Annotated in this window: 20 protein-coding genes and 1 pseudogene; 12 read left to right on the top strand and 9 right to left on the bottom strand. The window is 61.2% G+C overall.

Annotated elements, in window-relative coordinates:
• Window positions 1–7: 7 nt before the first annotated feature.
• The 3 genes from P9A16_RS32990 to P9A16_RS33000 are packed head-to-tail and all read right to left on the bottom strand — an operon-like array spanning window position 8 to window position 2,964.
• Window positions 8–1,354, bottom strand: coding sequence for a glutamine synthetase family protein (locus P9A16_RS32990; protein ID WP_130520384.1), 1,347 nt, complete (start codon window positions 1,352–1,354; stop codon window positions 8–10).
• Window positions 1,355–1,376: 22 nt separating this feature from the next.
• A complete protein-coding gene (locus P9A16_RS32995; RefSeq protein WP_272790531.1) occupies window positions 1,377–2,039 on the bottom strand; it encodes an isochorismatase family cysteine hydrolase in 663 nt (220 codons plus the stop codon).
• A 43-nt stretch (window positions 2,040–2,082) separates the two neighbouring features.
• Entirely contained in the window at window positions 2,083–2,964 is an 882-nt protein-coding gene (locus tag P9A16_RS33000; RefSeq protein ID WP_130520379.1) for a MurR/RpiR family transcriptional regulator, read from the bottom strand.
• Between the two features lie 167 nt (window positions 2,965–3,131).
• Here P9A16_RS33000 and P9A16_RS33005 point away from each other — a divergent pair, with 167 nt between their 5' ends.
• The 4 genes from P9A16_RS33005 (at window position 3,132) to P9A16_RS33020 (ending at window position 7,911) form a co-directional block, all read left to right on the top strand.
• Complete coding sequence (locus tag P9A16_RS33005) at window positions 3,132–5,006, top strand: branched-chain amino acid ABC transporter ATP-binding protein/permease (protein ID WP_130520377.1); 1,875 nt, start codon at window positions 3,132–3,134, stop codon at window positions 5,004–5,006.
• Window positions 5,007–5,025: 19 nt separating this feature from the next.
• A complete protein-coding gene (locus P9A16_RS33010) occupies window positions 5,026–6,180 on the top strand; it encodes an ABC transporter substrate-binding protein (protein ID WP_130520375.1) in 1,155 nt (384 codons plus the stop codon).
• A 116-nt stretch (window positions 6,181–6,296) separates the two neighbouring features.
• Complete coding sequence (locus P9A16_RS33015) at window positions 6,297–7,001, top strand: ABC transporter ATP-binding protein (protein ID WP_165909459.1); 705 nt, start codon at window positions 6,297–6,299, stop codon at window positions 6,999–7,001.
• A 22-nt stretch (window positions 7,002–7,023) separates the two neighbouring features.
• Window positions 7,024–7,911: a branched-chain amino acid ABC transporter permease gene (locus P9A16_RS33020; RefSeq protein ID WP_130520372.1), complete on the top strand. Its 888-nt coding sequence runs from the start codon at window positions 7,024–7,026 to the stop codon at window positions 7,909–7,911.
• Between the two features lie 508 nt (window positions 7,912–8,419).
• On the opposite strand, the gene P9A16_RS33025 is transcribed toward P9A16_RS33020, so the two are convergent.
• A complete protein-coding gene (locus tag P9A16_RS33025; protein ID WP_245462388.1) occupies window positions 8,420–9,145 on the bottom strand; it encodes a DUF4394 domain-containing protein in 726 nt (241 codons plus the stop codon).
• A gap of 339 nt (window positions 9,146–9,484) precedes the next feature.
• On the opposite strand from P9A16_RS33025, the gene P9A16_RS33030 reads away from it, so the two are divergent.
• The 3 genes from P9A16_RS33030 (at window position 9,485) to P9A16_RS33040 (ending at window position 12,284) form a co-directional block, all read left to right on the top strand.
• Window positions 9,485–10,036 carry a sigma-70 family RNA polymerase sigma factor gene (locus tag P9A16_RS33030; RefSeq protein ID WP_130520423.1) on the top strand — a complete coding sequence of 184 codons (552 nt, stop codon included), beginning with the start codon at window positions 9,485–9,487 and terminating at the stop codon, window positions 10,034–10,036.
• A complete protein-coding gene (locus P9A16_RS33035; protein WP_130520370.1) occupies window positions 10,033–10,746 on the top strand; it encodes an anti-sigma factor in 714 nt (237 codons plus the stop codon). The genes P9A16_RS33030 and P9A16_RS33035 overlap by 4 nt, the downstream gene beginning before the upstream one ends.
• A gap of 140 nt (window positions 10,747–10,886) precedes the next feature.
• Window positions 10,887–12,284, top strand: a complete 1,398-nt coding sequence (locus tag P9A16_RS33040) for an HD-GYP domain-containing protein (RefSeq protein ID WP_130520368.1) — start codon at window positions 10,887–10,889, stop codon at window positions 12,282–12,284.
• A gap of 88 nt (window positions 12,285–12,372) precedes the next feature.
• On the opposite strand, the gene P9A16_RS33045 is transcribed toward P9A16_RS33040, so the two are convergent.
• Genes P9A16_RS33045 through P9A16_RS33060 form a run of 4 tightly spaced genes read right to left on the bottom strand, consistent with a single transcriptional unit; the run spans window position 12,373 to window position 16,018 of the window.
• Window positions 12,373–12,960 (bottom strand): SCO family protein, encoded by a 588-nt coding sequence (locus P9A16_RS33045; RefSeq protein ID WP_130520365.1) that lies wholly within the window; start codon window positions 12,958–12,960, stop codon window positions 12,373–12,375.
• A complete protein-coding gene (locus tag P9A16_RS33050; protein WP_130520364.1) occupies window positions 12,957–13,877 on the bottom strand; it encodes a copper uptake system-associated protein in 921 nt (306 codons plus the stop codon). The genes P9A16_RS33045 and P9A16_RS33050 overlap by 4 nt, the downstream gene beginning before the upstream one ends.
• Window positions 13,878–13,907: 30 nt before the next feature.
• Entirely contained in the window at window positions 13,908–15,320 is a 1,413-nt protein-coding gene (locus P9A16_RS33055) for a PepSY-associated TM helix domain-containing protein (RefSeq protein WP_130520362.1), read from the bottom strand.
• Window positions 15,321–15,343: 23 nt separating this feature from the next.
• Window positions 15,344–16,018: a helix-turn-helix domain-containing protein gene (locus tag P9A16_RS33060; protein WP_130520360.1), complete on the bottom strand. Its 675-nt coding sequence runs from the start codon at window positions 16,016–16,018 to the stop codon at window positions 15,344–15,346.
• 695 nt (window positions 16,019–16,713) lie between these two features.
• On the opposite strand from P9A16_RS33060, the gene P9A16_RS33065 reads away from it, so the two are divergent.
• The 5 genes from P9A16_RS33065 (at window position 16,714) to P9A16_RS33085 (ending at window position 21,426) form a co-directional block, all read left to right on the top strand.
• Window positions 16,714–17,346, top strand: coding sequence for a hypothetical protein (locus P9A16_RS33065; RefSeq protein ID WP_130520354.1), 633 nt, complete (start codon window positions 16,714–16,716; stop codon window positions 17,344–17,346).
• Window positions 17,347–17,472: 126 nt separating this feature from the next.
• Window positions 17,473–17,826 (top strand): DUF2946 family protein, encoded by a 354-nt coding sequence (locus P9A16_RS33070; protein ID WP_278026426.1) that lies wholly within the window; start codon window positions 17,473–17,475, stop codon window positions 17,824–17,826.
• A gap of 222 nt (window positions 17,827–18,048) precedes the next feature.
• Window positions 18,049–18,579, top strand: coding sequence for a YcnI family copper-binding membrane protein (locus P9A16_RS33075; protein WP_130520350.1), 531 nt, complete (start codon window positions 18,049–18,051; stop codon window positions 18,577–18,579).
• A gap of 57 nt (window positions 18,580–18,636) precedes the next feature.
• Window positions 18,637–20,238, top strand: coding sequence for a copper resistance CopC/CopD family protein (locus P9A16_RS33080; RefSeq protein WP_272790533.1), 1,602 nt, complete (start codon window positions 18,637–18,639; stop codon window positions 20,236–20,238).
• An 885-nt stretch (window positions 20,239–21,123) separates the two neighbouring features.
• Complete coding sequence (locus P9A16_RS33085) at window positions 21,124–21,426, top strand: DUF982 domain-containing protein (protein WP_130520345.1); 303 nt, start codon at window positions 21,124–21,126, stop codon at window positions 21,424–21,426.
• Between the two features lie 144 nt (window positions 21,427–21,570).
• Here the strand turns inward: P9A16_RS33085 and P9A16_RS33090 are convergent.
• Window positions 21,571–21,673: pseudogene (locus P9A16_RS33090) on the bottom strand (IS5/IS1182 family transposase); the annotation flags it as partial.

Below are 21,673 nucleotides of genomic sequence, written 5' to 3' on the forward strand. Positions count from 1 at the left end.
TGCCCAATCAATAGACGGTGGCGTAGCGGGCGCAGAGGTCTTCGGGCGAAAGACCCTCGACGATTTCGATCTCCTTGCGCTTCATGGCGAAATAGCAGTCGAGGAAATCCTTCGAGAACCAGCCCGTCACCACGTCATCGGCAGCCAGCGTATCGAGTGCCTCCGAAAGACTGGAAGGCAGGCGGCGGATGCCGAGCCTCGCCTGTTCCTCGGCGGAGAATTCCGACGGGTCGGTGTTGATCAATGGCGGCTGTTCCAACCCGGCGCGAATGCCCTCGAGGCCGGCACGCAGCACGACGGCCAGCGACAGATGCGGGCTCGCGCAGGCGTCCGCAGCGCGGTATTCCATGTTGAACTGTTTGGCCGGGTTGCTGCCGGGCAGGTCGAGCGTCGGGCAGATGCGCAGCGTCGCTTCCCGGTTCTTTTCACCGAGGCAGGTATAGGCCGCGCTCCAGTGATGTGGCACGAGGCGCATGTAGGAGAGCACGGAGGGCGCGGTGAAGGCGGCAAGCGCCGGCAGGTGCCTGATGACGCCGGCCGCGAAGGACCCGGCGACCTTGGAGAGCCGTCCGGGGCGCGAGGCGTCGAAGGTCACGGGGTTGCCGTCGAGATCGGTGAAGCTGACATGCAGGTGCACGCCGTTGCCGACGCCGTTGGGGTCCGTCTTCGGCGCGAAGCTGGCGGTCCAGCCGAAGAGGGCGGCAACCTCGCGGGTCACGGCGCGGATCGTCGCGCCGCGGTCGGCGGCGACAAGGGCGGGGGCGGGGCGGCAGGTGACTTCGAACTGGTCCTTGCCATATTCCGGCAGGAACATTTCCGGCTCGGCGCCGGCTTCCTTCAGCGCGGTCATCAGCAGGGATCCGAAGGGTTCGGCGCGGCGCTGGGCGCGCAGGCCGAAGGCAGGGGCTGCGGGCCAGTCGGCGCCGAGCACCTGGAATTCCTGCTCGACCGCGCTGATGACCCTGAGACCGGCTTCTTTCTCGAATTCGGCCAGCGTCGCCTTCAGGAAGCTGCGCACGCAGCACTCCCATGGCTCGCCCGTGAGGTCCGTGATGTCGGCATGGTAGAAGTGCAGCGGCGTCTCGTCCGGCAGGCAGGTGACGCGCGCCTTGCTGGCGGGATCGGCCATCAGCCGCAGGTCGCCGGCCGAGCCCCAGGGGTTCGGGTCGGCAATGAGGTCGAACGGTGTCAGCGCGAGGTTCGCCGGCACCCAGCCCACGCCCTTGCGCAGGTAATCCTCGATCTCGGAGGCCGCGAAGCTGCGGCCGCGGGTGATGCCGGCAATGTCGGTCGTGACGAAGGTCGCAAGTTCCGTCAGGTCGGCGAAGGCCTTGCCGTTGCTGCTCTCGGTCATGGTGATCCCCTTCTTGAAACGATCAGGTGCGGCCGAGCCCGCCGAGGCGGCTGACGACGGTGTCGGTGTCCGTGATCCAGCAATAGCCGGCATAGGCGCGCATCGCCGCGTCGTGGCGTTCCTGGCTGTAGGTGGCGCAGGCATCCTCGACGACCGTGACGAGATAGCCGCGGTCGGCGGCATCGCGCACGGCCATGTCGACGCACTGGTCGGTGACGACGCCGGCGATGATCAGGTAGCGGGTGTTGAGGTTGCGCAGCACGTAGTCGATGTTCGTCGAGTTGAAGACGCCGGAGGAGGTTTTCGGCAGTACGATCTCGTTGTCGATGGGCGCGAGCGCCGGGATCACCTGTCCCTCGGGCGAGCCCTTCGGCACATGCATGTCGGAAAGCTTGTGGTCGAGCGAGCGGTCGCGGCCATCAAGCGTCAGGCTTTCGATGATGGTGTGCAGCACGTTGCAGCCGGCCTTGCGGCCCGCTTCGAGAATGCGGACCTGGTTGGGGATGACCTTTTCGCGCAGACGGCGGTGGTAGTAGCTGTCGGCATCCTGCGGATGGGTCGGGTCGAGGTTCGGCTCGCACCAAATGCGCTGCATGTCGACATAGAGCAGGGCCGTCATGCCGGCCTTGTAGGTGCTGTCGCGCCGCAGCAGGTCCTTGCCGTATTGCACTTCAATCGCAGTCATGTCTGTCCTCCAATGGATGTCGGTTCGCCGTTCGGGCGCAATGTCATTTGCTACCGTCGACCGGCGGGCTGTAGGCGTCTTCGGTGATGGCATAGCTGCGGCGCAGCTCCTCCATGCGCTCGATGCGGCCGCGCGACTGGTTGGCAAGGCGCGCGGTCAGGCCGGCGATCAGCGCCTCAGTCTGGGCGATGGCGGGCACCATCGTGTCATAGGGCGAGACCGTATCGACCGGCGCCATCAGCGTAACGGAGGCGAATTCGGCGATCGGCGAAACCCAGCGGTCGGTGAAGAGCACGATGCGCGCACCCTGCTTGGCCGCCTGTCGGGCAAAACGGATCGTGTCGATCTGGTAGCGTCGGTAGTCATAGACGAAGAGCACGTCGCGCTTGCCGAGATCGACCAGCTGGTCGACCTGATCGGCCTGCGAGCCGTTGATCCAGCGCGTTTCGCCGCGCAGCTGCTTCATATGCGACCACAGAAGACCGGCAAGGAAGCCGCTGAACCGTCCGCCGAGGCAATGAACGCGCATGTTGAGATCGGCGGCGGCATCGATGGCGGCCTCGAAATCATCGGGCGGCAGCATCTGCATCGACGCTTCCAGCGCGTGAATGCTGGCACGCAAAAAGTATTGGTAGAAATTCTCTTGTTCCAGGGACGGCTTGCGCGTGTCGAGCATGGAGAGCGGCGAGCTCATCCGCTCCTGCACTTCGCTGAGAAGCGCCGCCTGGAATTCTGGATAGCCTTCGAAGCCAAGCTTGTTGGCAAAGCGCACGACCGTAGGGTTGCTGACATCGGCGGCCGCGGCGAGATGCGCAACCGTGTTGAGCCCGGCTGCCGGATAGTTCGACAGCAGCTGCCGCACGATTTTCAGCTCCGCCCGTGTGAAGGCGATTTCCCCGTCCGTCAGGCGGTCTCGAATGGCCATTCCTTGCCTCCCTCTCGTGATCGGCGTTCGTGGCGCGATTTTAATTTTGTTACATTCTTGCTAGCAGACAATAAAAAATGAAACAAGATTGACATACGCGGTTTCTCGATTAACGTTTGTTGCGGGAACGGGCTCGACAAAAGAAGCCGCAAATCGGGAGAATGCTGATGGTGCGCATAAGGCGCGGAACCGTCGTCGGGATCATCGCGACGGTGCTCCCCCTGGTGGTCGCGGCCCTGGTGGCGAAAGGCCTCTTTCCAGGGGCAGGGGAACGGCTGGTGACGCTGTTCCTGATCAACGTGATCGCCGTCATCGGCATTGGCGTCTACAGCGGCAATTCCGGCATCATCTCGTTCGGCAATGTCGGCTTCATGGCCGTCGGCGCCTATGCGTCCGGCCTCCTGACCATCAATCCGATCGTGCAGAAGACAGCACTACCGAATCTGCCGGACTGGCTGATGGGCTGGGGCATGCCGTTTCTGCCGGCCCTTCTTGTGGCGCTTGTCGTCGTCGCGCTGGTGGCGGTCGCCATCGGCATTCCGGTTGCCCGGCTCGGCGGCTCCTCGGCCTCGATCTGTACGCTCGGCTTCCTCGTCATCGTGCATGTCGTGTTGGTCGCCTCCAGCGACTTTACCCGCGGCAGCCAGACCTTCTTCGGCATTCCCCGTGCGGTGAATATCTGGGTCGCGCTTCCTTTCGCCATTCTCGCGGTCGCCGTCGCGCGTATCTATCGCGATAGCGCCGCCGGTATGAAGCTGCGCGCTTCGCGGGAGGATGAGATTGCCTCGACGGCCGTCGGCGTCAATGTGCGCCTGCACCGCTTCCTGGCCTGGGTGCTGGGTGCGATCCTGTCCGGGGCGGCGGGCGTGCTGTTTGCGCATTTCATCGGCGCCTTCTCGCCGAAGGATTTTTATTTCAACTTCACCTTCATGCTGCTCGCAATGCTGATCCTCGGTGGCATCACCACCGTCTCCGGTGCGGTCGTCGGTTCGGCCGTCATCATGCTGATCGTGGAACTGCTGCGAAAGCTGGAAGGCGGCGTCGATCTCGGCGTCTTCTCGCTGCCGACGGTGTTCGGTCTCACCGATATCGGCATCGGCCTTGCCATCCTGCTTGTCATGTATCGCCTTCAGGATGGCCTGCTCGGCGTGCGCGAAATCGACGAGCAGGTGCCGTTCCTCAAGCGCCTCGCCGCGGGCGTCGTCAAGCCGATGGCCGGGCAGCCGGTGCAGGCAACGCCCAGGGATACCGGTACGCTGCGCGTCGAAAATGTCGGCAAGCGTTTCTCCGGGCTGGTCGCGCTGGAAAAGGCCGACTTCGAAATCCGTCCGGGCCTCGTTACGGGCCTGATCGGCCCGAATGGCGCCGGCAAGTCGACGCTCATCAACAGCGTCTCGGGTGTGGTGCCGCCGTCCACCGGCCGGGTGATGATCGATGGCACAGATGTCGCGTCGCTCCCGGTGCATCGGGTGCCGGTCACCGGCCTTGCCCGCACCTTCCAGAATATCCGTCTTTTCAAAAACCTCACCGTCTTGGAAAACGTCACGGTCGCCGCAAGCGCCGTCGCCGGCGAGCGCGATCCCGTGGGCCTTGCCCGCGAGGCGCTGGTTGAAGTCGGTCTCGGCACTGTCGAGGGCCAGCTTGCCGACACGTTGTCCTACGGTGCGCAACGGCGGCTGGAAATTGCCCGCGCGCTGGCGCTGAAACCCCGTTACCTGCTGCTCGACGAGCCCGCCGCCGGCATGAACCCGGCCGAAACGCAGGAACTGATGACCGTGCTCGACCGTATCCGCACGAAGCACCGCCTCGGGCTCCTCGTCGTCGAGCACGACCTGAAGCTCATCATGCGGCTCTGCGACGTGGTCGTGGTGCTCAACAAGGGCCAGCAGATCGCAATCGGCACGCCCGCTGAAATCCAGGCCAATCCCGCCGTCATTGAAGCCTATATCGGTCGCCGCCGTTCGACGGCACAGCAGACGAAGTCCGCAATCGACGCCGCCATGCCGGATCTCGATCCGCATACCGCCGGCAAGCCCGCATAACCACCAGAGGAGAATAAGAATGAAAACGACATTGAAGGCCTTGTTCTTGTCCACCGCGCTTGGCGCCCTCGCGTTCCCCGTACTTGCCGAGGACCTTGTCGTCGGGCTTGCGACCGCGCAGACCGGCGGCCTTGCGCCCTATGACCAGCCATCGCTGAAAGGCCTGCAGATGGCCGTCGACGAAATCAACGCGGCCGGCGGCATCGCCGGTAAATTCCCGATCAAGCTGATCGCCAAAGATACCCGCTCGGATGCCGCCCAGACCGCGCTCGTGGCGCAAGAACTGGTCGACGAGGGTATCAAGATCCTCATCACGCCCTGCGACGCCGACCCGTCGATCGCCGCCGGCCAGATCACCCAGGCTGCGCAGATCCCGGCCTTCTCCTTCTGCGCCACGACGCCGACCATGCCGCTCGCCGTCGGCGACTACATGTTCGGCAACTACCCGGCCGACAACGTGCAGGCCGCGGTGCTGGCGAACTATGCCAAGGAAAAGGGCTTCAAGACCGCCTATGTGCTAAAGTCGCCGGATACCGCGTATACGCTGAAGCTGCCGGAATATTTCGCGACCAGCTTCAAGGGCAAGGGCGGCGAAGTCGTCGGCGAAGGCACCTACAGCATGGGCCAGCAGGATTTCAGCGCCGAAGTCACCAAGATCAAGGCGCTGAACCCGGCGCCCGACGTCATCATGACCGCCGCCTATGAACCGGATTTCCCGGCCTTCATCCGCCAATTGCGCGGTGCGGGCGTCACCACGCCGATCCTCGGCAGCGATGGCATCGATTCCCCGACAACCTTCGGTCTCGGTCCGCTCGTCGACGGCGTGGTTTTCACCACGGCAGGCTTCGCGACGGAAGGCAGCCCGCTTGCCGCCTTCAACGAGAAGTACAAGGCGAAGTTCGGCCAGGACCCGGACACGGTCTACATCGCCAACGGCTACGATCTCGGCAAGGTCATCGAGGCGGCCGTCACCAAGGCTGACAGCGTGGACTCGACAGCTATCCGCGAAGCCATCGCGTCGCTCGACGGCGTCGAGGGCGTGACCGGCAAGATCAGCTATGTCGGTACGCAGGGCATGCCGCTGCGCTCCGTCTCGCTCGTGCGCATCGATGGCGGCAACCGCTCGCTGGTCAGCCAGGGTGTGCCGGCGGCCGAGGACGTTCCCGCACCGTGATGTTCAAGTGATGCCCTCCGGTCGTGCCGGAGGGCAATCTTCCTGCTGTTGGCCGGGGCGGATGAGCCGCGGCGAGGATTTGCCCGATGACGCGTGACATTTCCGACGAGACCCCGATGCTCGAGGTCAGCGGCCTCAAGGTCGCCTATGGGCCGGTCGAGGCGCTGAAGGGCGTCGATCTCAAGGTCCGCAAGGGCGAGATCGTCACCCTCCTCGGTGCCAATGGCGCCGGCAAGAGCTCGACGCTCAATGCGCTCGTTGGCCTTGCCGCCAAGAAAGCCGGCCGCGTGACCTTCGCCGGCAAGGACATTTCCACCTTGCCGCCCGAGATGATCGTGCGCATGGGTATGACCCTGACACCGGAAGGGCGCCGCATCTTCCCGACCCTCACGGTCGACGAACACCTTCTCCTCGGCGGTGCCATGCACAAGGGCAGGGGGCAGATCGACGCGGTGCGCGAGGACATGCTGTCGCGCTTTCCCATCCTGAGGGAGCGCCTGCATCAGAAGGCGGGCTCACTCTCCGGCGGCGAACAGCAGATGCTGGCGATCGCCCGCTCCATGATGTCCTCGCCCGATCTCCTGCTGCTCGACGAGCCGTCGCTCGGCCTTGCCCCGCAGATCGTCGACCAGATTTTCGAGCTGATCGCCGGCCTGCGCCAGCGTGGACTGACCATCTTGCTCGTCGAGCAGAATGTCTCGCTGTCGCTGGAGATCGCCGACGCCGGCTATGTCATGGCGAACGGCCGCATCGTGCTGTCAGGCTCCGCTGCCGATCTGCGCAATTCCACCGAAATCCAGGGCGCCTATCTCGGCGCGTGACCGGCAAGAAGGAAAACCATCCATGGACATGTTCCTGCAGCAGCTGGTCAATGCGCTGAGCCTCGGGGGTACCTATGCGCTGCTGGCGCTCGGTCTTGCCGTCGTCTTCTCGATCATGGGCCTCATCAACTTCGCCCATGGCGAACTGATGACGGTCGCCGGTTACGGCCTCTGCTTCGCACTGATCGTCGGGATGCCCTTCGGCCTTGCCGTCATCTTCGCGCTAGCCGTCGCGATCGTGCTGGTGCTGCTGATGGAGCGCACCGCCTTCCGGCCGGTGCGCGGCGCGAGCGGCACGACGCTGCTCCTGACGAGCTTTGCCGTCAGTGCCATCCTGCGCGTGCTGTTCCAGAACTTCATTTCCGCTCGCCCCAAGCCGGTACCGATGCCGATGAGCCTGTCCGGCACCATCGAGATCGGCGGTCTGCATATCGGCGTCATCCAGGCGATTTCCATTCTCGTCACGGTCATCATGCTGGTCGGTCTCAACCTCTTCCTGCGCACCACGGTGCTGGGCCGCGCCATGCGGGCGGCATCGGAGGATTTCGCCATCGTCCGCCTGATGGGCATCCGCGCCAATGCGGTCGTTGCCACGGCCTTCGCGATTTCCGGCCTCATGGCGGGTGTTGCCGGCATTCTCTGGGTGGCCCAACGCGGCAGCGTCGATCCGCTGATGGGCTTCCTGCCGGTGCTCAAGGCCTTCATCGCGGCGATCATCGGTGGCCTCGGCAGCCTTTCGGGCGCCGTCGCCGGCGGCTTTCTGCTCGGCTTCATCGAGGTCTTCTTGCAGGCCTACCTGCCGGAAAGCCTACTCAGCTATCGCGACGCCTTCACCATTCTGCTTGTCATTGCAGTTCTGTTGTTCGCACCGCAAGGCTTGTTGGCTCGCAAGGCGATCGTGAAGCTCTGAGCGAGGTGTCCTGCTCACCTGGGATGCCCTGGATTCGCCGGTGCAAAGACGAGGGCACAATGTGGGTGAAAAGAACTTGTTCCTGCTGGGCCCCGGATAGCTGAATATAGCGCTTTCAGGCGCCTGCAGAATTATAGAGAACCTCAGCCCGCCAAAGACGCAACTATCGGGCCGCTGGCTCGAGCCCATTCAAGAGCAAATCCATAACTGAATACCGGGATTGGTGGTTCGCACGCCTTCCAGTGTGTATAAGCACGAGAAATTGAACCCATTTGGCACCGGAGGGTGGCCCCGGCGGGTCTATGCTAACATTCGGAAATAGTGATCGTCTTTCGCGTTCGGCTGAGTATCGCGAGCTCCTTGAAATGTGTGATCAGGTGCACGTAATTGTCGTACCGTGAATTGCACTCTCCGGTAAAGTGAGATCGACCGCACCGTTGGGGCGGCCGATCATATCGTGCAAACGGTTTCACCAAATGGCGTTCAAGACAGCTTCTGCGCCAACCTATCACATGGATGGCAGAACTGCGATGTCGCGGATCTCGTTCTCAAGGCCATCGATAGCGCCGATCTCCGTTGCCGCACCCGTTTCCAGATTGACTGTGTAGAGAGCCTTGCTCGCTACGAGGAAAGCGGTGTTCTTGCCGCCCTCTTCACCCTGGATATCGAAGGCGTAGGTGGCGGGCTTCTCCTTGAGGCCGAGTTTTCCAATCGCCTTCAGCGTTCCGTCATTCGGCTTGGTCTGCTGGACGAGGGCGCCGATGGTCGCATCGATATTGTACATCGCCGTCTTTTCAGGCTTTCCAATCGAGTTTGTATAGGCCGCCGCAACGATGTCCGGCGTTTCACCCTTGTGCATATCGCCCTCTTCAAAAGCGAGCGTACCGTCGACGGTCACGGCACCTGTATCAGGATGGACGCGGTGGTTCGTGGTGCCTGTCATGAAACGCAGGCGATCTGCCACGGGATTGAAATCGACCACGACAGGCGCTTCCGTGAGCGTGAGCATCTTGTCCATCTTGGCGACTTCGGTTGCGGCGCCGGTCTCCAGATCGATGGACACGATCGCGTGTTCAGATGTCACGCCGATCACTGTCTTGTTTCCTGGGCGGAAATCGACGCCCACAAGCTTGTCAACGCCGGTAACCTCGATCGTCTTGCTGACGGCGGGTGTCGCCGTGTCGAACATGATCAAGGTTTTCTCACCCGTGAGGCCGAGGACCGGGGCAGCCATGACAGCAGTCGTGGATATGACGAGAACAGTTGAGGCGGCAAATGCGGTGCGAGCAATGGTCATGTTGGTCTCCAGTTGTGTTTCTGCTTGGTTGAGAGCCTTCGGCATGAGCCACCTGCGCGCTCTCCATCGTAAGACACCTGAGAGACTGCTCTGGATGCAGACCTGAAAAATATTTCCGACCCTGCATCCACGCGGCCCTGCGGTGTGTCGTCACGATATAGTGAACTCGGGGCCGGCCGAGCTTATGGACTGGACGAGCGGTTACCCGCATGGCAACAGCGACTACGACAGATATGCTTATAGCAAGCCACCAGGAGGAGACCGCGCTTGGCCTTGGTGACAGACCAGTCGACAGACCTTGAAGCAGCGCTTGCCGATTGTGCAAAAGGCGACCAGGATGCATTGAAGCGGATATTCGACCAGGAAGCCGGACGTCTCGTCGCCGTGGCGCAACGCATTTTGAGGCGCCGTGAGCTTGCCGAGGAAGTGGTGCAGGAAGGCTTTATCCGCATCTGGACCCATTCGCACCAATACTCGCCGGCACGCGGTTCGGCGCGGGGGTGGATTTATGCAATTGTCCGCAACCGGGCTCTCAATCTGCTGCGTGACGGGCGTCGCGAGGATTTGGTCGAAGACGGCCAGCTGGAGGTCTTGCGGGATGCCGACCAACTGGATGAGATCATGTCGGCTTGGCATAAGCTGGATCGGGGCAGCCGGTTGCACGAATGCCTGAGCAGGCTGGATGACGTGCGCAGACGCGGCATCCTGATGGCGTATGTGGGTGGGTACACCCACGGCGAGATTGCCGGACGGTTGCGGCTGCCGCTGGGCACCGCAAAGTCCTGGATTCGGCGGGGCCTTTCCTCGCTGCGGGAGTGCATGGCATGAACCTCGAATCCAACGAAATCTCCGTCATCGCTGACGAGTATGTGCTTGGTCTGCTCGAGGACGGCGACAGGGCATATGTTGAGGCGGAAATCGAGCTCAATGCAGCTTTGAAGCAGGCCGTGGCTGAGGCGTACGAACGGTTCTTGCCGCTCGATACAGGTCTCGCGCCGACGGATGTATCGCCGAGCCTATGGAATGCGATTTCCTCCAGACTGACCGAACAGCAACGGACATCGCTTGCGATTGCGGCAAATCCCGCCAAGGCGGTCAACGACAATCATCGCTCCGGTTGGCGAGCGGCCGCCGTATCGGCGATCGCTGCCTCGATCGTTTTGGCTATAGGCCTGACATGGAGCATAACGCGACAGGTCGAGCCCCTTGTTGTGGCGGTGCTTATGAATGAGGCCGGCGAAGTCCAGGCCGTAGTTGAGGACTTTGGAAACGACTCGGCCAATGTGAGGCTGCTCACGGATTTTACGGTTCCGGACGACAAGACAATGCAGGTCTGGACACTACCCTCGATCGAAATGGGGCCAATGTCTCTCGGGGTGCTGAACGGGTCACGTTCGGCAAGGCTAGCCGGGTGGTCACTTCCGAAGCCTGCAGATGCGCAGCTGTACGAGATAACCCTCGAGGAAGCGGGTGGTTCACGGAGCAAACGCCCCACCGGGCCTATTCTCGCGAAGGGGTTCGCCAAATTGACGCGGTAAGTATCTCTGTTTCCTCGCGAAATAAGCGGAACTGGCCTGCCGGGTAGACTGTCGCGCTCTTATTTTTGCGCCAACGTCGGTTGCTCAATCCTTCTACAACCTTCTTCAACTAATGTTCGGCTATCAACGAGGTCGAGCTTATGACGGGCGTTCAAATCCGCTTGGCGGAAATCATCGAAGCTTTGAGCAAGGCGCTCGATATGACCGAGGGGCAACCTGAGGGGCATTGCATCCGATGCTGTTATATCGGCATGCATGTCGGTCGCGAGATCGGCCTTGATGACGTTCAATTGCATGATCTCTATTATACGCTTTTGCTGAAGGATCTCGGCTGTAGCAGCAACGCCGCGCGCATCTGCGAACTCTATCTCGCCGATGATCTGAATTTCAAACGCGATTTCAAGCTGGTTGACGGCAGTCTCACCCAGGTCCTCCGGTTCGTCATCAGCCACACCGGCATGCAGTCAGGCCTTGCCGAGCGATTTCGCAGTATTTTGAACATTCTGCAAAACGGTGGAGAGCTCTCCACCGAACTCATTCAGACGCGTTGCCAGCGCGGCGCCGAGATCGCTCGACAGATGCGGTTCTCCGAAAGCGTAGCCCAGGGAATCCTTGGACTCGACGAGCATTGGAACGGGGGCGGAAAGCCGAATGGGCTCGCCGGCGACCAGATACCGCTGTTTTCCCGTATTGCTCTCCTGGCTCAGGTAATCGACATATTTCATGTCAGTGGCGGCCGGAAAAGTGCACTCAAGGAAGTCAAGAAGCGCAAGGGCGATTGGTTCGATCCCTCCTTGGTCAAGGCCTTTGTCCGCGTGTCAGAGAACCGCCTTTTCTGGGATGCCTTGTCCTCTTCCGATGTGGAGGCAATCGTGTTGGCCTCCGAACCGGGTCAACATGCAATTATGGCTGATGACGACTACCTCGATGACATTGCTGCCGGCTTCGCCAAGGTCATCGACGCCAAGAGCCCATATACTTCCGGCCACAGTGATCGTGTGGCACTCTTCACCGACCTGATCGCGGAGGAAATGGGCATCGGTTTCGAGGCCCGCCGGCTCCTCAAGCGGGCTGCCTTGCTGCACGACGTCGGCAAACTCGGTGTCAGCAACAGCGTACTCGACAAGCCCGGCAAGCTTGACGAGGATGAATGGCTCAAGATGAAGAGGCATGCCGAGTTTTCAGAGCATATCCTGTCTACCATCGGGGCGTTCTCCGAGGCGGCACTGATCGGGGGGGCACACCATGAACGGCTGGATGGGAAAGGCTATCCGCGTGGTTTAATGGCGGAGAATATTCCGATGGAGGTCCGAATTGTCTCGACGGCGGATGTCTTCGATGCTCTGACCGCCGACCGACCCTACAGAGCCGCTATGCCGATCGCCAAGGCCCTTGCGATCTTGTGGGAGGACGCAGGCAAGTCGCACGATCCGATCTGCATCGAGGCGCTTGAGCGTGCGCTGGCCAAAGTCGCGTTGGGAGACAGCGAAACCAGATCCGGTTCGGTACCGCTGCAAACCAAGCCGCAAGCTGCATAGCCGACTATGTCGACCAAGCGTGCTCCGAACAATGAAGCGATTTTCACTATGGAGGCGGTGCAAGTCGTATCGTGGGCACCACCGTTCTTCAGAGAAGCGTCTTGCGGATTTGCTCGAGAGCGCGATCGCGCTCAGCGCCATAAGGCAGCAGTCCCTTGAGGCGTCCGTCGGCGCCGATCAGCAGAAGCGACATGGTGTGGCTCATGTGGTAGTCGCCGTCCTCGCTGGGCAGCTTGGCCGCATAAATCATCCAGCCCTCGATGACTTTCTGCATCTCGTCGGGTCTGCCAGTGATGCCCCTGATCCTGTCCGTGAATGCCGTGACATAGCCGTGCATCACTTCCGGCGTGTCACGTTCGGGATCGACAGAGAAGAAGTAAGTCTTGAGGCCAGATCCCTCCGGTCCAAGATCTTTTAGATATCCGGCAACCTCGAAGAGCGTGGTCGGGCACACTTCCGGGCAATTCGTGTACCCGAAATAAACGAGCGACGGGCTTCCCTTGAACAGGCCTTGGTCGACCTGTTCGCCCTTGTCATCGACAAGTGAGAATTTGACGTCAAACGGTCCTGGACGAGGACTGTTCATGGCAACCCAGACGATCACGCCGACAAGAACCGCTCCAAAGATCGTTCCGATAGACGCAAAGATGAGTACGAACGGGTTTCGCGGTGTCATTTTGCATGCCCCTCGTGCTCACCATGTGCCGGGGCGTCGCCGCCCTCGACCATGACTGTGCCCTCGAAGCTCGCAAAGAGCGTGACTGTCTCCGGCGCGATATGCTTCTCCGCCTCGGCAAGCTTAGCCACAATCGACGTTGCATGCTCGTCGGACAAGCCCATCGTCTTGAGGGCATGGGGATCCTTTAGGCTGTCGCCGCTGCAGAGGTGGATGCTCCAACCGTCACCCTTTTTCTTCAGGAGCGCACGGCCGCCGCGTGCGTCTTGCGTCCAGCCGGCAATCGCCCAATCGCCCTCGACGACGACGGGTGCGACGGAAAGGGTCTTGTCCGGCGTTTCGAAGATCGACTTGAGTTTGGCAGGGATATCGAGTTGCGGATCGCCCGTGACAGCCGATGCCTCACTGAGCGGCTTGTGATGCTCGTGCGCATTGGCATGCTCGTCGTCGCTCGCCGCGGCCGCTGAGCCTGCGGCGGGGCCGACCTTGAACTCGACCTCAACCGATCCGGCCTTTTCGAATGTCAGGGTGGCCTTGATCTCTTCTCCTTCCTTGAAGCCTTCACTGACCTTCATGAACATGACGTGGTAGCCGCCCGGCTTCAGTTCGACCGTCGAGTGCGCGGGCACGGCTATGCCGTCCTTCAGCTCGCGCATCACCATGATCCCACCGTCCATCTTCATCTCATGAAGCTGCACGGTACCCGCGCGCTCGGCGGTCGCGCTCACCAAACGGTCATCGGCGCCAGTGTTGGTGATGTTCAGGTAGCCGCCCCCGACTTTTGCACCCGGCAGCATCGCGCGGGAATGGAGGTGGTTGATCTCAATGGTTCCGACCTTGAAGCCTTCGGCGAGGGCCGAGCCCGGCAAAGCCAGGCTCACGGTGACGAGGAGGAGTGTGGCGATAAGCGTCTTCATGGATAGTCTCCAATTTCTACGAATTAGGGGTTAGCTCAAAACGCGCTTGACCGGCCGCACATGCCGAATGAACAGCAGGTCAAGAGCAAGGACGGTGACGAGAACGATACCGGTGAGCGGGAAGAGCAGGGACACGGCGATCATAATGACGGCGGCGGATTTCCAGACGCCGATCTTCTCCGGCACAGCGGGTGCGACCAGGCGTCTTGCGCCGGACGGCCGACGCTTCCACCACATCACGACACCGCTGACCGAAATGAATATGACGGAGAGACAAAAGGCTGTGTTGAGTGCGATATTCCAGACGCCCATGTCGCCTTCATGGAACGCGATGCCGACAGCCATCGCCTTGCCTGCCGCGCCGTAATCGGAAAAGCCGACATCGGCGAGGATTTTGCCGGTATAGCGGTCGATGTGAACGGTACGGTCGGACGTCGGGTCCGCGCTGTCATTGCTCATCGTGTCTCGCGCGAGCGTCCAGACACCGCTATCACCGCTCGGGAACGAGAGCTGGAAGCGGCCGTCAAAGCCTATCGTGCGGGCGAGAGCGACGACGCTGTCGAGATCGACCGACTGTCCGTCCGGGATGCCTGCATGACCTTCGTGCGAGCCGGAGGCCGGCATGGGCGTCTGTTCGAGCGCCCAGGCGACGGCCTTCACCCCGCCATGGTTCATGCTGGCGTGGGTTGCGTCCGAAAGCGGGACGTTGTCCCATTTCTCCGCCGGAAATGTGCTCCAGGCCTGCGTCATGCGCTCGCCCCAGATGCCGGCCCAGCTAAGTCCCGACACAAGGAAAATCACGAGCACGATTGCGGCCCAGACACCGATTGTCTGATGAAGCGACTTCCACAGCTGTCGGCCGCGCCCCGACAGGTTGGGCACGAGCGAACGCGCCAAGCCGCGTCCGTCCCGCGGCCACCACAAAAACACGCCGGTCACGATCAGCACCACGCCGAAGCCGGCCGCGACTTCAATCAGCCGATCGCCGACCGTTTCAATCAGAAGCGTCCCATGGATGACGTTTGCGAGGTCATAGAGCGCATCCCGGCGATCCCATGACCCCAACGCGACGCCGGAATAGGGGTCGACAGCGACCATTGTCGACGTGTCGCCAGCGTTGATGCGGAACACCGCAGGCTGTTCGCCGGTTCTCGGCACGATATATTGCACGAGCGTTCCGCCCGGTACCGTCGCGGCTGCGGCGTCAGCCTGTACGGACACAGGGACCGCCTGACCGGAAGGGGTGACGGCAAAGATCTTCTCGCCGTCACGACCAACCAGAACCGACGACCAGAGCATGATCAAGCCGGTGACGGCGAGCATGATGAGAAACGGCGCGACATAGAGGCCGGCATAGAAGTGCCATCGCCAGGCGGCCACATAGAAGGACCGCGGTGAAGTTCCGTCCGCTCGGATTGGCGATGTGTCTGCTGTCATTGTCATGGATAGTTCCCCAGGGTTTTGGATCAGATCTGCGCGTGCCGGCCTGCTCGGCCAAGCGCGATCGCTTCCAAGGCGGCGCGATCGCGGATCGTGATGCGTTCGGGCTGGTCGAATGCGATCAGCTTGGAGCGCTTCAGCACCCCAAAACATCGGCTGACGGTTTCGAGCGTCAGTCCGAGCCAGTCGGCAAGATCGGCACGGGTGAGAAAGAGGGTGAACGTGGCTCGGCCGCCAGCCGTGTTTCTTCGTCTGCGGGTAAATTGTGCGGCTAGATCGAGTATGGCGCTTGCGACGCGTTCGACAGCGGTCTTGCGCCCGAGGAGCAAGGCATGCTCCTGTGCACGGCACAGCATCTGGCGTAGCGCGCCTTCGAGCGAAGATGGCTCGCGGAGGCTTTCGATCGTCTCGATCTGTGTCGAGGTTAGCGTGATCGCCTTGCACTGGCGCAGATCGAGAAGTTCGGCACTTACCTCCTTTCCTGGGCCGAGAATGTCGAGGATCAGTCGACGTCCGTCAGCGAGTTCCTGGAAGAGGGCGATGCAGCCGTCGACGATCCGCAAACCGCTCGGCCGCGTTGCGCCATGAAAGATGAACTGCGTGCGGGCCGCGATACGGGCAGGAGGCTTGCACCTCGGCCGTGTTGGAGAGTCGATGAGTATGACGGGTGCTGCGGCACCCACGATGGTCCTGTCGAACATGGAACATAATCCGGCAACGCACCGGAATGGATCCGTTCAGACGGATGACCCCGGCGCAGGCTGAGTTTGCCGCTGCAAGAGCAGCAGCGCTTCAGGCTGTCAGGCCGGACGGGGGGCCGCGCGGGGACGCGTTCGGGGGAAAGAGCTGACGGTAGAACGCTTCGACGCGCACCGGAACGATATGCTCGCCGGCGCGAAGGATACGCTCTCCAACGGCATCGGCAGGAGACGGCAGGAGGACAGAGGCTGAGAGCCGGCAGGCCTCGCAACCCTGTTTGCCGACGTGGTCCGTCTTCTTTGTCGATCCATCCTCGGAGGGAAGGCACAGAACCGGAAGAGTGCCATCAGGCAGTACGAACTCGGCGAGCTCGCTTGGCGAAAGGCCATGGCTGCCAATCGCCGGGGGCGTGTGAGCGAACCCGACAAGCAGCAAGGCAAGCGCGCAGAGTATGCGCACCCCAAACTGCTCAACTCGGTGAAAGCCCTCGACCATATGCCCCTCTGTGCCATCGGACACGGCGCGAACATAATCGGATTCTCCAACGCCCTCAATGCGGCAAGATGGCCTTGCCGCTATAAGTCATTAGTAACCCCTAAGCATGCGACGGTGAGGACGTGTCGCGTCCAGGCGTGCTTGCAGGTGGGCGTTGATTTATCTACCCTCCCTGTATTGGATTTGGAGATCGGTTAGGCCGGTGAAAACGCGTGCGCTTGGCATATTGACCGTCTTGTGCCTGTTCGCGGGCGATGCGTTCGCGCACCGCAACCGCGTGCCGCAGGATACGAGCGGTATCTCGATCCCCTTCGTCACGCATGGCGAAATGGCGATCCTGTCCGCCTATCGCACGCGGATTCTTGCGCTGGGTTCGCTCGGCTCCTACGACGATCGCGATCTCTACAAGCTCATGGTCTTTGCCAAGGCGCAGCACGCGCGCTGTCTCTGGACCCTCGTGCCTGGCACGCTGTCGGATGAGGCGAGCCCGTTCAACGAGTGCGGCCATGCCGATCTCGCGGGCACAAAGGCTGTCCTGCTTCGCGCACGGGAGGTGCCGCGCCTTGCCGCCCGTGCCACCCTTCTCATCTCGGAAATCGAACACGAGATGATTATGAGTGGCGCCACCCTCATCGGCTGCGCCTATAGCAATTCTTCCTTCAACACCGCGGAGATCGTCGGGCCGCACTGGCGCTCGGTACCTGAACACTGGCCGTCGTTCGTATCCCTCTCATCTTTGACGGTGGGGCTTGGCGGGTTGGGGATGGTAGGGGCGTTTGGCCTTCGCCGACAAGCGAAACAAATTGAAAAGACCGCAGCCGCGCCATCTCGATGATCACTATTGGCGGTGATGCGACAATTCGGCGGTGAATGGGCTCTGTTCAGTGTGTCAGCGCATTGCTAAGACATAATGCGAGAGGTCTGAATGACGAAGCGGCGAAGACATGGCAGGTTTGGATTGGTGGCAGTAGCCGTCGCCATCGTCATGGCGTTGCAGATCCTTCTCGGCACTTTCGCGATGGCGGCGAATGCCGCGACACCGATGGTCGATGCGTTCGGCAACATGCTGTGCATCAACAGCGCGGAAGGTGACGATTCCGGCTCCACGCCGAACAAGGATCGTCCATTACTCCCGGAATGCTGCACACTGGCTTGCGGGCTAGTCCATTCCTTCGTTCCGGCGGATACGTCTGTCGCGGTCCTGTTCAACCCGCTTTCCGAACCGCTTCAGCGGCCCGTCATCAGGTTTGCGGAACCTTTCCATTCTGTACTCGATAGCCTTCCCGGCAATCCTCGGGCGCCTCCCTTCGCCTGATGGGCGACCGTTCCTTACGACGAGCATGATGATGAAGACCTATCGCGAGTTTACTCGCGATCACGGTGCCTCTGCGTGAACGCAAGATAACGGCGATCGGATGTCCTGCGCCGCCATTATGTTCATCATCTCCTCGATGCCGTCTGGAAAGACCGAACTCCGCTATCTCCACCCGTTTCTAAAACCCGCCGGCGGGATGACCGGCAATTCAGGAGAATACCTATGCTGAAGCATACCCTCGTTACCATTGCAGCCCTTGCGGTCGGCACCTCGGCCGCCCTTGCCCATGTCTCCCTGCAGCTCAAGGAAGCCCCTGTCGGGTCGACCTACCGTGCCATCCTTCAGGTGCCGCACGGCTGCGAAGGCAAGCCGACCAATGTCCTTCGCGTGCAGATTCCGGAAGGCGTCATCGCGGTCAAGCCGCAGCCGAAGGCCGGCTGGACCCTGGAAAAGGTCAAGGGCGCCTACGCCAAGTCCTACGACTATTACGGCACGCCGACGAGCGAAGGCGTTAAGGAGATCGTCTGGAGCGGCGGCAACCTCGGTGATGACGAATACGATGAATTCGTGCTGCGCGTTTATCTGACGAAAGATCTGAAGGCAGGCGAAACGCTCTATTTTCCGGTCGTGCAGGAATGCCCGGACGGCGCTGCCGAGCGTTGGATCGAAATCCCGGCCGCAGGCCAGTCTGAAGACGATCTGGAGCTGCCGGCTCCAGGCGTCAAGCTGCTCGAAGCCGTGAGCGGCCACTGATAACTTCGGCTGGCGCTCTCGGGGCGCCAGCCAATCTACCCAGTCCGGAGAATGTGCATGCGAAACCACCGCCTCGGTCGGCTTGGCCTTCTGGCTTTGATCACAGGTCTCACCTGGTCCTGTCTGACAATGGCTGCGCTGGCGCATGCATCGCTGACATCAGCAACGCCGTCGGATGGCACGGTGGTTGCGACACCTCCGACGATGTTTTCGCTGTCCTTCAGCGAGCCCGTCTCGCCGCTCGTCCTGAAGCTCGTGCGTCCCGATGGCGCCACGACAAACCTTGAACGCTTCGCTCTTCGCGACAAGACGCTTGAGATCACGCCGCCCGATGATCTCGTGGACGGCACCTATGTCATGACATGGCGGGTTGTTTCGGAGGACGGCCATCCGGTCGGCGGTTCCAGCATCTTCTCCATAGGAGCATCGAGTGCGTCAAAGCCGAGAGCGACGGAGAGCGTCGACTGGTTCGTGCGCGCGGCCTTATGGATCTCGAAGATTGGTCTATACGCCGGGCTGTTCCTCGGCATTGGCGGCACCTTCGCACTTCGTTGGCTCATACCACCGACGGGCGGTGTGAAACGCTTGACGTCCGCGCTGATCGCGATCGGCGTGATCGCGACCCTGGCATCAGCAGGCTTGCAGGGTCTTGACTCGCTTGACCTTCCACTTTCCGAATTGGTCACGTCGGCGGCTTGGATGGCAGGATTCGAGACGAGTTTTGGCCGCACCGTCATTCTCCTGATCGGCGCTTTCTTCTTGTCGGTAGTGGCGCTGTGGGTCCAGGGTTCGGCCATGGGCCGAGCCGTCGCGTCAATTGCGCTGATCGCAGGCGCCGCCGCGTTGGCGCTGAGCGGCCATGCTAGTGCAGCCGCGCCTCAGTTGTTGATGCGGCCTGCCGTGTTCCTGCATTCATTGACAATCGCCATCTGGGCCGGCGCCCTTCTCCCGCTGATCCATGCCTTGCGGCATGATGCTGAAACCGGGCGGGCGGCGCTCGCGAGATTTGCTCGGTTGATTCCGGTCGCCGTCGGCATCCTTATCATTGCAGGCATTGCGCTCGCAATCGTTCAGGTCGAGAGACCGGCAGCCTTGCTCGACACCGCCTACGGAAACGTTCTGCTCGCCAAGCTGGGCCTCATACTGGTGCTGTTCCTGGTGGTCTCGTTCAATCGGTGGGCACTGACCAAACCCGCACAGGCTGGAGAGGGGAAAGCAAGGCACAGGCTTGCGCGCGTCGTTTTCGTGGAAACCATTCTGGTCTTGGCAATTCTGGCGGTTGCGGCCACTTGGCGGTTTACACCGCCGCCGCGGGCGCTCGCCGTCGTCGCCGCTCAGCCGGTGTCGGTTCACATTCACTCCGACAAGGCCATTGCAGAGGTAACCATAACGCCCGGCCGTGCCGGCCCCGTTGAGGTTTCCGCTTTGGTCATGGCGCCGGACTTTTCGGCGATGGTGCCGAAAGAGGTGGTGTTTGTATTCTCCAATTCTCAGGCTGGCGTCGAGCCGATGCGGCGCAAAGCCACCCTCAAAGATGGAACTTGGCGGAGCGAAGGCGTGGTCCTTCCGTTATCGGGGGAATGGCAGCTGAGGATAGATGTGCTTGTTAGCGACTTCGAGATAGTCAAATTACAGGTCGTAATTGAAATCGCGCGGTAACTACTCGGATTTGGCTGGGGCCAAAGGTACGCTTCCGTTTCAAGAGCCCCAAAGAAACCTCGAGTATGTAGTCCACGCTGACCGACAAACTCGACATGCGATAACCGCATTAAGCGAAAACCCGCCTCGGTCTGCGCACCGCTATGAACAGCAGGCAGGCAGCGCAAGTGCCGTGGCTCGCCAGGCGCCTGGATAGACGAGGATCTCGATCACCAGCATCATTGCCAGAAGCGCAGCGCGGACAATCGGCTGGCAAGGCCGAGCATCAGCAGGATCGGGGGAAATGCTCGCCGAAGGCCGCGAGACGGGCGGCAAGTCAAGACTGGACGAACGGTATCAACGCATGCCAGCGCTTATGACATAGGTCTTTACCATGTAGTCGAGTTCTTCTTCCGTCAGGTCCGTGTCAAAGTGCTGCCAACTGGAGGAAACCAATGACCATCATCCCAGTAAAATTCACGGTGAAGCATTCTGTTTTGGTCGAGGGACACAAAGTCGATGACGGAATCTACGTGGGGCAGAGGATTTCGGACACTGAGATTGAGCGACAGCACCGCCGGAAGCATTCCTTTTTTCTGCATTTAGTCGAACCGGTCCCTGGGAGGACGTCAAAGGCCGTAGAGCGGTTCGACCTCGACGTTACTGCCCTCGTGTTCACTGGGGCGATCACAGTGAGTTAGGGGAGTGGTTCATCGATAAGGCGTCGTCATCGAAGATTGAGGTTTGAGGGTGCCCCCCATAGGCTCGTGGCGCCATCTTGTCGTGTTTTTTACTGGCGCTGCTGAGACTGATCTTGAAACCGAAAACCTAGGAAAATACATCCTCGGTCGGTGCTCGATCCCGACACCACCCTTGTTGATCACCAACGTTTTCAGTGAGGTAGAGATGAACTCGAAGGTATTTGATAGGCCCGTATATCTGAGGGAACGCAGAGAACTGATCCGAGAGATAACGTGCCTGGAAGACGCCATAGATTTTCTGGAAGAATGGCCTGAAAGAGATCGTGATATCGTTCACGACGCGGCATTGAAGACCTGCTACATGGCCTTCGACGGTCACAAACCGGTAAAAACTGGGCGCAATGCCATTCGCTCTTTTGGAGAGAAGAAGGGCATTCTGGTGAAATCTCCCGGCGTCATGCCGTGGATGATCCGGTCGCGCTCCGGTGGTGGACGCCTGTCCGCATAGGAGCCCCTGGAGACTGGAGAGGCTGCCGATGCGGCCTCTCTTGCAAATAGCCCGCGTCGTGCCGCCGCCGCGAGTCGCGAGCGTTGCAGGATAGCCGGCGCACCGGTCGCGAAGACGGCTGATGATGCCTAGGGTCCGGACTCACTAGAGCCACCAGATGACGGCTGCGGCGAGAGCGACGGCACCCATGAAGTTTTTGATGTTGCGATCGAAGCGGGTGGCGAGGCGACGCCAGTCCTTGAGACGG

It is taken from the genome of Shinella sp. 838 (genome assembly GCF_029623935.1).
Lineage (GTDB): Bacteria > Pseudomonadota > Alphaproteobacteria > Rhizobiales > Rhizobiaceae > Shinella.